Here is a 12,702-nt window from a genome sequence, read left to right on the forward strand (position 1 = left end):
GGGCGTTCTCTGTCTGGGCGGGCCACCAAGCACGCGAGTGAAATCCGATTCAATCAGATCCTGTGCGACCTGATGCAAACTATGAGTACCCAGTAGGCCAGTCACACCCACGTCCCTAGACCGGCACCGAGTCCGGTGGATGCCATAGCCTTCGCAGAGAGCGGAGCAAAGGCCTTTACCTTAGTGCACAGCTAGAACCAATTATCAGTTGAACCAAAAGGCACTGGCTACCAAGGTTTCAACGGCAACAAAAAAGGGCGGTCCCAGTCATGAAATCGCCCTTTTTGTTTGATTGACACCATCACCCAGAATCAGGCGGCCTTGCTGTGGATGCTGACTTCCAGCTCAAGGTTTGCACCTGCCAACATATTTACCAGGGCATCCAAAGAAAATTTATCAATTTTCCCTTTCAGCAGATCGTTGAGCCGTGGTTGTGTCACATGCAGCCGGCTGGCTGCTTCGGTTTGCGATACATCCCAAGCCTTCACAACCCGGGTAATAGCTCGCATCAACTGGGATCGGACACGCAGGTTTTCTGCTTCTTCTGGCGTGTCAACCAACGCATCCCAGACACTGGTAGCGCGTTCGTTTGCCATACATTTTTCCCTCACGAGGAACATTTACTACTTAGGTTAGACCATTGGCTATTCGGAACTTCGAGTGGTGCTATAGGAAGCAGTTTACCCCTTCACCTAAAGATGAAGGGGAGCTGCCCCGGCCTAGATCAACCCAGCGACTTGTACCTGGCTTTCGCCAGGTCAATGTCGCGCTTTTCCGTCTTTTCAGTAGTTTTTCGAAAGGCATGCAATACGTAAATTGCTTCCGGTCGATTCACCACATAAAACACGCGAAAAGCCCCTTCCTCACATGCAATCCGGATTTCCTGTACACCCGGTCCGACAGACTTCATCGGCTTCCAGTCGTCAGGCTCATCGCCTTCTTGCAGACCTTGCAACTGGTAGCCTGCTCGCGTCACTGCAACCTTTGGGAAGTCCCGGAGGTCCTCCAAACTACTACCAACCCATTCGATTCTCTTCTCTGCTTGCCCGTTCATGTACACCCCATCGTCGATTCAATCGATCGTTAAAAACAATCACGTTCATGGTCTTTCTCCAGTTGAGTTTTTATAGCTGGGGTGCGTCGCTTCCGAAAATGTGGGATTTGCGCGACTGGTCTTCACACCAGCCATCTAACTCTATATCCAAATCAATATAATGACAAGGGCGGCCTGCTGGTGTCGCACACGAAAATCCCCGCGCCAAGAAAATCGAGGCAAGAAACGCACTTACCCCCCTCCCGCCGACGGGCTGTATGCTCCTTTTTTTGCAACCCCGGATTTGGTGCAAGCTGACTTCCCGCCCAGCGCTGTCGGGGGGGGTAGTATGGAAGTCTGCGATTGCACGAAATGCAAAGGTTTGAAAGGAAATGCAGAAACCCTGCACTGAGCTTGCGGCAAGCCGGATCAGGAAGCCCAGAGCTCAAAGCCTTTGTATACGGGGATCAACCCCCAAAAAAGATAGATTTGCGCAGTTTTCGAATTCGTAACGGGTGGATAATCATGCAATGAGTGGGTTTCCAAAAGCAGAGTCGACCTAGCCAGGAGTCACGGTGGCCGGGGCACACCTCGAATTTCGGACTTTGCACAGCTTTGAATCACCTGAACCTTGGATGGGGATAGATCAAATGTGGGATTTTTTCGCGACCGACGTAGGGAAGGTTGCAGTCGGCGGCTTCATCGCAACAATCGGTTCTTTGATCGTATTCGGTCTGGGATGGCTAAAGGAGTCGCAGCTCTCGTGGAAAAAGCAAAAAATCGAAGCACAGCACCTTGGCATTCGACTGGTACTTGTCCTAGATAAGCTGGTAGCCGACTGCTACAACGCGGTAAACGATCCACTTTTCACGGATGAACAGGGCTACACCCATAGCATGGTGCCAAACCCTGATTTCGCGCTTCCTGAAGGCGGCGACTATCGGGCACTACCGACCCAACAGATGTACGACATCATGTCGATGCCCAATCGACTCAACGCCATCAAAGAAGGCATGGATTCTGTCGGGGAACAGTCCTCCCCACCTGACTACGAAGAGTATTACCGGTACCGGGATGAAAACCTTTCAAAGCTTGGGTTAAGAGCAATCGGACAAATCGAATCTCTCTGTAAAAAATACAAAATCCCACCACCCGAACGGCCTAAGTATTACGACCCAAAGGAAGATTTACTGGCCAGATTGGAAAGAATCGAAGAAATTGACAGGATGCGCGCTCAAGCCTCCGTGGCGTTCGCGCCACCTGTTCCGTTATGAGCAACCCGATCATTAATCCGTCCAAAGCGCGTCCAACTAGGAAGATTTCATGCCTGCACATATACACAGGCATGATCTGAAGCCATTGATTTTGCTGACGACAACCAATGATTACGGCACTTTAACTCGGGCTCATAATCCTTTGGTCCACGGTCCACGTCCGTGTGGGTCCACCAATAAAATCAACAATTTAGGCCAGTCATTGCGATTGGCTTTTTTGTTTCTGATACCTTTGTAAGCACTTTGTAAGCATCCGACGCAAAAAGGGCCCGCTCAGCGGTCAGCTTGTTGATCTTGCGCGGTTGAATCAGAACGGCTGCTTAATTGCATGGATTTGACCACCCATTTGCATTCGACTTGACCAGTCGTTTGCATCGGATTTGACCAGCACACTGGGTGGTCTTGACCGGCAAAAAACTGCCAAAAGCAGCCTCTTTGGCGCGCCCGGGCGCGGCCGCAAACACGTCTGTTCAATCAAGAATGGGGCGAAGGAAACTGCGCTCGTAGCTCAGGATGAGTTTTTGCTCAGTAGCCTGCGTCACCAATTGAACGCACTCAGGATCTACTCCGGCTTCCCTACGGTACTGCTCATAATCTGCCAGGCTGGAAAAACTGAATAGGCAGTAAGCGATGTTGTTGGCGCCTTCGGCTGGTAGAAAGTAGCCGTGGTGGTTTCCTCCCATACGGGTCACCACACGAATCCAATGGCGAGAATAGCTTTCGAAAGCCGGGACCTGATATGGATCGATTACATACTTGACGTGGCAAGTGATCACTGGATCATTCCTTTGGAAATGGGAAAACCGCTATTCTACACATGCCATAAGCTGAGTCGTCGACGGCAGTTTTGGGTCGGTTACTGGCCCCTGACCTCAGGCAGAAATCGGCCAGTAACGGATGTTGGTGGCCCGATTTTATCGGCCATTAGCAGCCGCTTACGAAGCAAATAAAAAATTGTCCAGTCTGCCAGACTTATTTGCCTCATTAGCTTCCACACAGCTTGCTAATGTCACGCGAGTCGGGATAGATCGCTTCAAAACCTCAACTCATCATGTCTAGTCGCCAGGTCTATTTATGCCGCTGAGTTTTCATAAAATGCACGCCAATGGCGATGATTTCGTTATCGTGGACTCGCGAAACTCACCCAATTCAATCACAAGCAATTTGGCTCGGAGAATGGGAGATCGCAACCGAGGAATCGGCTTCAATCAACTCGCTGTGATGCTCGATTGCGATGATGCAGATGCGCGTTTGGTGTTCTGGAATGCGGATGGCTCACCGCTGGACGCTTGCGGCAGCGCAACGCGTGGGGCGGCAGATATGCTGATGCGCGAATCCAATATGACTTCGGTCGCACTGCGAACCAACCGTGGCCTACTGACTTGCGAACGTACTTCAACCGGCGCTATTTCCGTCAATTTGGGAAAGCCGCTTTTCAACTGGTCGGATATTCCTCTGGCTCTTGAAATGGATACTTCAGTGTTGCCACTTGCCGGTGAACCAACAGCATGCAGCATGGGCAATCCGCACTGCACCTACTTTGTGGATGACCTGACAGCCGTTGAAATAGCGACGATTGGACCAGCAATTGAAACCAACCCCTTGTTTCCCCTAAGGACGAACGTGCATTTCGTCCGGATCATTGACCGAGCGCGCATTCGGTTGCGTATTTGGGAGCGCGGCGGGGGTATACCGCTGGGTTCAGGCTCCTGCTCTTGTGGCGCCGCCGTTAATGGAATTCGTCGTGGCTTGTTAGACAGTTGCGTTGAGGTTGAATGTGACGGCGGAGCTGTGACGGTTCAATGGGATGGCGTGGGACCGGTCTTTCTCACCGGGCCGGTGGAGACGATTTATTCCGGAACAATCATGGATACTGTGTTGAAAGTTTGATTTTAGACATGCCAGCATGAAGGGCTGCAATGGGTCGATTCTGTTGAAAAAGTCGGCTGCGGTTTTCGGCTCAGGAAAGAACGCGTCTGAGATTGAAATCCGCACTACGCGCAGAAGGATCAGGGCTCAGATTTTACGTAGCAGCGTACAAAAATTACGTTTTCACCGCTCAATGCATTGCCCATTGGGCCGGGTCGACTTTTTCAACACAATCGGTCGTTTTCAGCCGGTCGCGACAGGCAGAAAACGGCCAAAAGCGGACTGTAGACAGATAGCTGCTGGCATCCCTACGCTGGCATTCTAGTAACCACACAATGCTAACAAGGAACATTCATGTTGGTCATTGAAATTGATCGTGATAGCGTGCATGCAGGGGATGATCTGGAAAGTCATAGGACATCAATCAGGCTTGATCGAGCAGTAACACTGCGCGCTTTGTTCGAATCGATCCAAGGTATGGGTTACCTGCCTGGCATCAGTGGAGGCAAGGCGACGTGGATTATTTGTTCGTCTGGCAAACACATAGGTGTTTTAGCTCAGCAATGGCCAGAAACTAAATTGCTAATCCCCGCCGAAAGCTTCCTGAGTCAGTATTTTGGGGATACCGAACCTCGCCTTCTGTTCAGATATTGGTGCCAGACAGATCCAGACCATGTCTTTTCACAGATCAAAGCTGGAAATGAACCGCCGTCTCGATTTTAGGACTGGCGGGGGCTGCCTACTGATCAAGAAGCTGAAATGTCTGCTTTGGGTGTGGCGGTCTGTTGCAAAGGTGGGCTACCGATCTATAGCTGCATCCTTTCGTTATCAGAATCAGGTCGAAAGCTCACACCGATAAGCTAAAGTTTTTCGTACACCACCTCGAATTCTTCACCCAATTCCTGTTGGATGGATTTCAGTAATTTAGCGGCGGCCTCGTCAAATCTTGCGTAATCGTCTGCACTCCAAGGGCCGGGATCAGGTGGATAGTCCCAGTTCAGCGAGGTGTCATGGCACTGTGAAAGCTCGTTAAGCATTGCCTGGACTTCGTTACTGAGTGGTAACCTCTCTTCAATAGGCCCTACAGAAAATTTATCCCGGGCAATATCGTTACCACACCAAAGGCAACCGCCGCCCCATTCGAACATTAAGCGAACTCGATAGCGTTCTGCCCTCATCATTGGGGCTCCATTTTTTTGTGGGTACAGTGCGCACAATAGCGCTGGCAAAGATATCCACGCTAGGCCGGCAACTGTTACGACAGGCAGCATCACGCCCTGAGGAAGTCAGTCAACCTAAATCGAGGTTCTTCAGCAGCGGTGAACCACGCTTCCTCAAGGCATTCAAATAGGTGGTTTCATCGTAGAGCGTCCTGGTCTGCCAGCACCGATACAGAATCCGAATCCACTTAAACGCGAGTGCGCGTACAGCAGCCTGGTAGGTGCTCCCTTTGGCGCGTTGCTGCCGGTAGAAAGCTCCAGCCCAAAAGGATTTATTGATGGTCTGACCCGCCCATTCCACGAAGGTCTGACGAAGGAACGTTGGACATTGCCAGCGCCAATGCACCCAGCTCTTCTTACCACTCCGTTCCGTCACCGGGGCAATGCCGGAGTACTTTTGCAGCTCGTCCGCGCCATGGAAACGCTCACGTTGCTCTCCGAAGGCTGCGAGTAAGCGTGGCGCCAGATGCTGGCCTGCGCCCGGCAAATTCCTAAACAATGTGTAATCCGGTAGTGCAGAAGCGACCCGCTCGATTTCCTTATCGAAGCGATCGATCACCGTGAGGACGGTGCGCAGCTGCTCCACCAACGCGAGGACGTGCAAGCGGCAAGGCTCGATAATGCCGGCATCTTCGGTGAGCGCAGATGCCGCACGGATCGATGCCAAACGCGCCTCGATCAATGTGGCGCGACGCCCGTTATGGGCATAAAAGAACGCCTCAAGCGTGGTTTTACGCGCCCGTTTGGCTGACAAGAGTGTCGGCCAGCGAGTGAGAAAATCGCAAAACAACTGAGTGTCTCGCTGCTCAAACCAGTCCAGTGCCTGCGGGTAATACTGCTTGAGGGTGTTGCATAAACGGTTGGTAAAACGCGTCTTGTCGTTGACCAGATCCCGACGCTGTTCGATCAGGCTAAGCAGCGAACGCATTGCCACACTCTGCGGCCTGAGCGCGGTGAACCGTTCAGGATGGCGAAGCAGTAGATCGAGTGCTAACTCCGCATCGGTGGGATCATCCTTGGCGCGACTCGGCTTGAACGCCACGCGATATTTGGCAAGCGTCGAGGGATTGATCGGGAACAGCACGAAAAAGTCATACTTAAGGAGAGCCGACACAATAGGCCCTTTGGCCAACTCCAGAGCTACAGCGATAGGGCCACCGAAGCGCAGGTGCAATGCCTTGGCCCACTCGTCAATGCGATCAACCTGGTGCGGAATACAGTCGAACTGACGATGATTGTCATCCCCAGCCTGTAGGCAAATATCATGTTTGGTATCTGCCCAATCAATGCCGACATAGGCTGTGAATTGCTGACTCAAGGACGCTGTCACGTGAACCTCCGCAAGCGATAAAATAGCTGCTAGGGACATGCATGCTTGCGTTCAGCGAAGGCAATATAGTGAGCCGGTGCGACGGCGAACCCTGAGTATTCGTTATCGAGCGCAAGCGCACCTGTAGACTCGGAACTAAAGCTGCAAACGTCATGCGTTTGGGTCGTTTTATTCGTAGTCTACAGGTGCATGTTCCACCCTCGCTGACAGCTACCTGCCAACCGTTACCATTATCGATGAAGGTGAGACGGACTATCTATAATGGGTCGTTCTTTGCCGATCATGGTCACGAAGCGTACTGGTCAAATCGGGTGCAAACGGTTGGTCAGATCGAATGCAAATGGCTGGTCAGTGGCAATGCAATTAGGTGGTCAAGTGAGATGCAATTACGCAACGGCCGCCCAAGGATTTAAAATTCACAAAGGAGCGTGGTAATTTCCACGCTCTTCTGAGTCGTGAATGGATAACGAGACTATGCGTTTAATCGGATTGCTGGCGATCTCTTCGATACTTCTGGCGGGTTGTTCAACCTCGCCCATTCCATCTGACCAGGCGGCCCCCGCTCCAGCAAGCAGGCTTACAGCATTTCAGAGCAAACCCACCGGCCAATATGGGACATTGATAGTCACTCGTGATAGTGGCTTCACAGGCTCAGCGTGCAACACCATCCTGTACATCGACGGGGAAAAATCGGCGGAGATAGGCTCAGGCGAAACCGCTAAATTCTATCTACCTATTGGTGAGAGGATCATTGGCGCGAACTCCACAACCATGTGTGGTGGCGGGCTGAAAGAGCGTTCCTTGATGATGGGGGCGGGCGACACAAAAAAGTATCGGATATCGATCGACACAAGCATGAGCATGGATCTTTCTCCCACTGCATTCTGAGTAGAGGCAGGCCGCGAAAGTCGGGCTTTCCAGCATATCAGAGCCAGCGGCCAGTATCAGTGACAAGTTTCTTATAGAAGCAAATAGGGGAATCTATGACCCTTGATCAACATTTCCAACTCTGGAACACCATCGGCACATGGGTAGCCGGGGCGGCCACGGTTGGCGCAGTCATCTTATCACTGCATCTTGCGCGTCGAGCCGAACGAATCCGCGTACTCACCGCAGTGGGCGTTCGGCTCGTATTCGCAGGCGATGGCACGCCTGCTGAAGAACACGTCGGTTTTACCATAGTCAATCTTGGTGATCGGTCGGTTACTATAAACTCGATCGGGTGGCGCGTTGGAAAGGGAAAGAATGCCCGCCATAGTATGCAGCGTCTCTACGGGCAGTATACGGCGCAGTATCCAAAGCAGCTCGTGCATGGCGAGCAAGCAACCTTCATGGTTTCATTTCTTGCTCAACCGTCTTGGCCCAAAGAGTTCGCTACTGGCTTCGTCCAAGATCTCTCGCAGAGGAACCTCCGAACATTGCGGGCGTTGATTCACACGTCAGTGGGTGAAACGATTGAGGTCAAACCAGAAGAAAACTTATTGCAGCGGCTTCGAGAAGTCGGGACCTAACCTTTGCATTAAGCCGAAGTGTCTTGGCAAGCACGGCCTGCCGCTCATATCAAACGTTCGTGACTCGGCACCTTTTCGAATCAGCGACAGACCATTTTGGGTCGCTATCTGCCCTTCGCGACAGGTAGAAGTCGGCCGATTCTGTTGAAAAAGTCGATTTTCAGGGAAGTCCGGAGCGGGTTGGGCTCCCGATACCAACCTGCTTACATTCAGTGCCGTGCTTCCGTGAGCACCAACTGAGCGAAATCGTTCGTGAGCTTTTCAAATTTTGTACTCTCGCAGTAACGGCATAACGTGGGCATCCTGCGGCCTATGAACATCGACATTTGACCATTACATTTCTTACAGCTCAGTCGGAGATCAACATAAGCCGTCAACGGCTCCGCCAGCTGGCTGTTTAGCCTGCTCGCAAGAAATGCTACCTGGGAGCGTTCAAATTGATTTGATAGCTTGAGGTATCGAAGACTGCTACAGAGAGCTAGCACAGTGATGTCGTCGTCCTCAATCTTGGCATTGGTCAACGAAAAACTGGTGAGGTTGGGCAAGTGAGAGATCGGTTTGATCGATACCAGCCGCAATGGCGAGGAAAGCGCACCTCTGCTTCCGGACAAATTCAATTCAGTCAGGTTCTGCAAACTCTCAATGCCATTGAGTTCTCGTAGCTTCGGAAAGTCAAAAATTGATAGCCGTTGCAGGTTTCCCAGTTGAAACAGCGGCTCCACTGTTTCAATTTTGGTTGCCCATTCCAGCTCTAATTCACGGGCATCGACGAGGGCTTCAATCCCCTCAAGGGACGGAAGGGTTAGGTGATATAGACGGAGTTTTCTAGACGAACTGTTGGCTAGCAGGACGGGCCAGACCTTCGAATCAATATTCCGAAGATCAAGTTCAGCAATCCCACTCAACTGCTGTTCTGAAAAGGGTCTATCTAGTAAAAATATCATTTCAAGCAATTCTTCCTGAAAAAAATCCCGTGCCAAAGCGCCGCGCATAAATTATCCATTGGGATTGGCCCCTTCCTAGCTTGAATAGCATGTATTGAGACACGCTCTGCCAAATTTTGATGGGTCAGCAAAAAAATGGCTCTCTCATTTAGCTTGCGGCAAAACAACCCAATCGAGGCTTAGACTCAGGATTCCATGCACGTTAAGCAGGCATGAGTCAGTCGAATATTCCCTCGCCTCACGGAAACCGTCAGCAACAAGCCTCTCTAGTTGCTCCGCTTCGCGTCGATGAAGCCAATCGGCTGTGTCATGACAGGCCGGCTCGAAAGGTCATCAAGCAAGCGCGATGGCTGTTGCTGCGCAATCCGCAGAACCTGAAAACGCCGGAGCAGCATGTCCACTTGCAGGATTTGTTGGCGGCCAACCAATCGCTTATGACGGTCTATTTGATGAAGGCTGAACTCAAAACACTCTGGACACCGAGTGCTGCCTGGGCTTGGCGATCGGCCTGGAAGCAATGGCTGCGCCATGCTCATGAAAGCGAAATACCGGCACTGATCCAGTTCGCCAAGCGGCTAAAGGCTTACTGGCGAGGCATCGTCAGTCGGGTTCGCTGGCCGATGCACACAGGGCAGTTGGAAGGTATAAACAATCGAATAAAGGTCATCAAACGGATGGCGTACGGTTACCGGGATAGCGAATTCTTTTTCATGAAGATCAAGAGCGTCTTTCCCGGTAATCCGTGAAGAACCAAAAAAAGGCCCTTTCGTATTCAAACCAAAATCACTTCGTCAGCCAAGACTCAACAGTCGTGGAGCCGTGTTCTGCTTTCCATTCCTTCAATGTTTTGTGATTGCCGCCTTTGGTTTCGACGACTTCGCCGGTGTAAGGATTCTTGTAAACCTTCACTTGGCGTGGCTTACGCGTGCCAGCTTTGGAATCGACGTCAGGAGCGCGATGGCTCGCTTGCGGATCTAACAGGTTGATCACGTTCAGTAGGCTGTAGCCGTACTCGGCAAGCAGAGCACGCAGTTTCGTCTCGAACTCGATTTCTTTCTTTAAGCCCACATCACCTTTCAGGGCTTCGAGAGCTTGGAGCTGTTCAGCCAAGTGCTTTTCGAGCTGACGGAATTCTGCGAGTTTTGACATGTTAATTCTCTATGTAGATAGTCACCTAACAATACACCAAAAACGACAAACTTGAATCTAGCGTCTTGGGGCCCAGTGCATGCAAGTCCAGATTCAGGACCCTGATTTATTCGTCTTCCGCCAAGCGGCGTACTCAGGTCATCATCCATCTGATTGGCTAACGAAATGATGCGAGCGACATGACGCGTATCCACAGGAAGCACTCGCTCCGGATACGCTCAAGTCAGTCGTCAAGAGTTCGAGAGCTAGCCGTTCAGGATTTCTTCTTGACAAGAAATCTGAACGTGATGACGTAAAAAGCAAAATTCCGGAATTTGATCGCAAGGTGTTGGAGGTTTTAAGGGAGCCGCTGGAGTCCGGGCACATCGTGATTTCCCGCGCCAAGGATCGCGTGAGGTTTCCGGCGCGCTTTCAACTGGTGGCCGCGATGAACCCGTGTCCCTGTGGATATCTTGGCGAACCCAGCGGCAAATGCAGTTGCACACCGGACATGGTCCAGCGTTATCGCAACAAATTGTCGGGGCCTCTGCTGGATCGGATCGACCTGCACCTGACTGTCGCCCGAGAAGCCACGGCTCTGAATCCTGCGCTCAAACCCGGTGATGACACCGCCACTGCTGCGGTACTGGTCGCCGACGCCCGGGAGCTTCAAAACAAACGCCAAGGCTGTGCCAACGCATTCCTTGATTTGCCAGGACTGCGTCGACACTGCAAGTTATCCACAACCGACGAGGCGTGGCTGGAAACTGCTTGCGAGCGTTTGACCTTGTCGCTCAGGTCAGCCCATCGACTGCTCAAAGTCGCACGCACTTTGGCAGACCTTGAACAGGTCGATGGCATCACCCGCGAACATCTGGCGGAGGCATTGCAGTATCGGCCAAGCACATACTGACGAAAGTCATTCCTTGGTCAGATCAACCAACGGCACCTGCCTTACCTCAGTCTCCCGCCCACCCTGAATCTCGCTCACCTGCTTCAGCGCCTTATCCACAGCCCCTTTATCTGCCAACAGGCTGTAATGAATCTGAAACTGCTTCTGCTCTTTAACCCCAATCATCGGCACCAGACCCAGTGGCCGCTGATACCGGCGGTTGTAGGAAAAGCTCGTCCCAGGCTCCAACCCGGTGACATACCCCTGCCCTTGCGTATCGGTGTTCTTCCACAACGAAAACACTGGCAACTGCTGAGTATTAAACCCAACCGACACCCCAAGGCTCCCGGCCTTGTTATGCAGCACGGTCAGCGTTTCGCCCTTGGCGTCGCCGTAAGGCACGACGTTGTAAACCGTCTCGTCGTAGTCCTTGGTCGGCGCACGGTAAGTCTGCCAATCCGGCAAATCCCCTTTGGCCTTGTCGTTGAAAGGCGACACCTGTTTTACCGGCGCCACAAATCGCGCGCCCTGTTCCAGGAACGGCGTGCTGAAGTTGCTGTGGTACAGCGCCTGGTATTCCTTCGGATAGTCGCCGTTGTTGGTCAGTGTGTCGTTGAGGGCGAACGCGACGCTGCCAGGTTCAGTGACCAGCTCGGTGGCGACGGAGAAGTCGACTTTCTTGAACGCCTGCTCTTTGAGCTCGCCGCGCAGGCTGATGGCGTAAGGCGGTTTCTCATCGATGTGCAGGGTGACTTTGCTGGCCGGGATGTTGGCGGCGCGGCCATGCAGGGTCAGCAGTTCGCCGTTGTCCATGCCGGGATGGCCGACCCATTCGTAACCACAGCGGGCGACCAGTTCGTTAAAGCCTTCGAGCCAGCCCAGTCCGCCTCGGCCGTTGAGTTCGATGAAGGACGGATTGACAACGTCCTTGACCGGCGAATCCCAGCCCATGCGCACATCGCCGACCGACGCCTGCAAGACGTTCATCCCGCGGGTCGGTACCACCGAAAGCTTCATCGTGCCGTTATCGATGTCGACGATGCTGACGCCCTCTTGCCGACCGCCGTGCAAGGTGCGAAGGGTCACGGAAAAAGGTCGGTCGGTTTTCAGTCCGAGTTGTTGGCTGGTGATCTGCCAATTCTGGGGAGCCTTGTCGCTGTCGAGCAGCACGTAATCCCAGGCCAGGGCATGAGAGGCAGCGGTGAGCGCGGCGAGGGCGACAGCGAATTTGAGCGGGGTCATGGGGAAAGCCTTTCTTGGAGTTGTGCATTTTTTATAGCGCTGATGAAACGTTTCAGCAAGCTTAAAAAAGCACACCACCCAACCTTCCCACGTCAATTCAAATTGACCTCATGCAACCTCTGCACACTTACGCTAGTCTCATACGGTTTTGGACCTCCGCTAATTGACGGCGACATCATTATGACATTAAGGTCGCCAGCTAATTGCAGGAGCAAGCGCAGACGCTTTTGTCTGTCATTTTTGCGCAACGGAACATAGG

At 52.4% G+C, this 12,702-nt stretch carries 13 protein-coding genes and 2 pseudogenes; 7 read left to right on the forward strand and 8 right to left on the reverse strand.

The features are described from left to right. Window positions 1-311: 311 nt before the first annotated feature. Window positions 312-596, reverse strand: a complete 285-nt coding sequence (locus J2X66_RS06560) for an XRE family transcriptional regulator (protein ID WP_310262363.1) — start codon at window positions 594-596, stop codon at window positions 312-314. A gap of 128 nt (window positions 597-724) precedes the next feature. Then, a complete protein-coding gene (locus tag J2X66_RS06565; protein ID WP_310262365.1) occupies window positions 725-1,054 on the reverse strand; it encodes a type II toxin-antitoxin system RelE/ParE family toxin in 330 nt (109 codons plus the stop codon). Between the two features lie 629 nt (window positions 1,055-1,683). Between J2X66_RS06565 and J2X66_RS06570 the strand changes: the two genes are divergently transcribed. Continuing rightward, window positions 1,684-2,307, forward strand: coding sequence for a hypothetical protein (locus J2X66_RS06570; RefSeq protein WP_310262368.1), 624 nt, complete (start codon window positions 1,684-1,686; stop codon window positions 2,305-2,307). A 470-nt stretch (window positions 2,308-2,777) separates the two neighbouring features. Here the strand turns inward: J2X66_RS06570 and J2X66_RS06575 are convergent, their stop codons facing one another. Continuing rightward, window positions 2,778-3,083, reverse strand: a complete 306-nt coding sequence (locus J2X66_RS06575) for an NIPSNAP family protein (protein ID WP_310262370.1) — start codon at window positions 3,081-3,083, stop codon at window positions 2,778-2,780. A gap of 298 nt (window positions 3,084-3,381) precedes the next feature. Here J2X66_RS06575 and dapF point away from each other — a divergent pair, with 298 nt between their 5' ends. Together dapF and J2X66_RS06585 are read left to right on the forward strand one after the other, a co-directional pair. Continuing rightward, a complete protein-coding gene (gene dapF / locus J2X66_RS06580) occupies window positions 3,382-4,197 on the forward strand; it encodes a diaminopimelate epimerase (protein ID WP_310262373.1) in 816 nt (271 codons plus the stop codon). A gap of 333 nt (window positions 4,198-4,530) precedes the next feature. Further along, window positions 4,531-4,899: a hypothetical protein gene (locus J2X66_RS06585; protein WP_310262376.1), complete on the forward strand. Its 369-nt coding sequence runs from the start codon at window positions 4,531-4,533 to the stop codon at window positions 4,897-4,899. Between the two features lie 137 nt (window positions 4,900-5,036). On the opposite strand, the gene J2X66_RS06590 is transcribed toward J2X66_RS06585, so the two are convergent. Together J2X66_RS06590 and J2X66_RS06595 are read right to left on the reverse strand one after the other, a co-directional pair. After that, complete coding sequence (locus tag J2X66_RS06590) at window positions 5,037-5,354, reverse strand: hypothetical protein (protein WP_310262380.1); 318 nt, start codon at window positions 5,352-5,354, stop codon at window positions 5,037-5,039. Window positions 5,355-5,466: 112 nt separating this feature from the next. Further along, complete coding sequence (locus J2X66_RS06595; RefSeq protein WP_310262382.1) at window positions 5,467-6,726, reverse strand: IS110 family transposase; 1,260 nt, start codon at window positions 6,724-6,726, stop codon at window positions 5,467-5,469. A 459-nt stretch (window positions 6,727-7,185) separates the two neighbouring features. Here J2X66_RS06595 and J2X66_RS06600 point away from each other — a divergent pair, with 459 nt between their 5' ends. Further along, the gene (locus tag J2X66_RS06600) at window positions 7,186-7,614 is read left to right on the forward strand and encodes a hypothetical protein (RefSeq protein ID WP_310262387.1); all 429 of its coding nucleotides are present in this window, start codon (window positions 7,186-7,188) and stop codon (window positions 7,612-7,614) included. Window positions 7,615-7,709: 95 nt separating this feature from the next. After that, window positions 7,710-8,237: a hypothetical protein gene (locus tag J2X66_RS06605; RefSeq protein ID WP_310262389.1), complete on the forward strand. Its 528-nt coding sequence runs from the start codon at window positions 7,710-7,712 to the stop codon at window positions 8,235-8,237. 209 nt (window positions 8,238-8,446) lie between these two features. On the opposite strand, the gene J2X66_RS06610 is transcribed toward J2X66_RS06605, so the two are convergent. Beyond that, entirely contained in the window at window positions 8,447-9,229 is a 783-nt protein-coding gene (locus tag J2X66_RS06610) for a leucine-rich repeat domain-containing protein (protein WP_310262392.1), read from the reverse strand. A 230-nt stretch (window positions 9,230-9,459) separates the two neighbouring features. Between J2X66_RS06610 and J2X66_RS06615 the strand changes: the two are divergent. After that, a pseudogene (locus J2X66_RS06615) lies at window positions 9,460-9,927 on the forward strand (transposase); the annotation flags it as partial. 37 nt (window positions 9,928-9,964) lie between these two features. On the opposite strand, the gene J2X66_RS06620 reads toward J2X66_RS06615, so the two are convergent. After that, window positions 9,965-10,330 (reverse strand): histone-like nucleoid-structuring protein, MvaT/MvaU family, encoded by a 366-nt coding sequence (locus J2X66_RS06620; RefSeq protein WP_310262394.1) that lies wholly within the window; start codon window positions 10,328-10,330, stop codon window positions 9,965-9,967. A gap of 301 nt (window positions 10,331-10,631) precedes the next feature. On the opposite strand from J2X66_RS06620, the pseudogene J2X66_RS06625 reads away from it, so the two are divergent. Beyond that, window positions 10,632-11,222 (forward strand): annotated as a pseudogene (locus tag J2X66_RS06625) (ATP-binding protein); the annotation flags it as partial. 6 nt (window positions 11,223-11,228) lie between these two features. Here J2X66_RS06625 and J2X66_RS06630 read toward each other — a convergent pair. Next, window positions 11,229-12,443 carry an aldose 1-epimerase family protein gene (locus tag J2X66_RS06630; protein ID WP_310262398.1) on the reverse strand — a complete coding sequence of 405 codons (1,215 nt, stop codon included), beginning with the start codon at window positions 12,441-12,443 and terminating at the stop codon, window positions 11,229-11,231. Window positions 12,444-12,702: the final 259 nt, after the last annotated feature.

The sequence above is a fragment of the Pseudomonas sp. 3296 genome, from assembly GCF_031456615.1.
Taxonomy (GTDB): Bacteria; Pseudomonadota; Gammaproteobacteria; order Pseudomonadales; family Pseudomonadaceae; genus Aquipseudomonas; species Aquipseudomonas mucoides.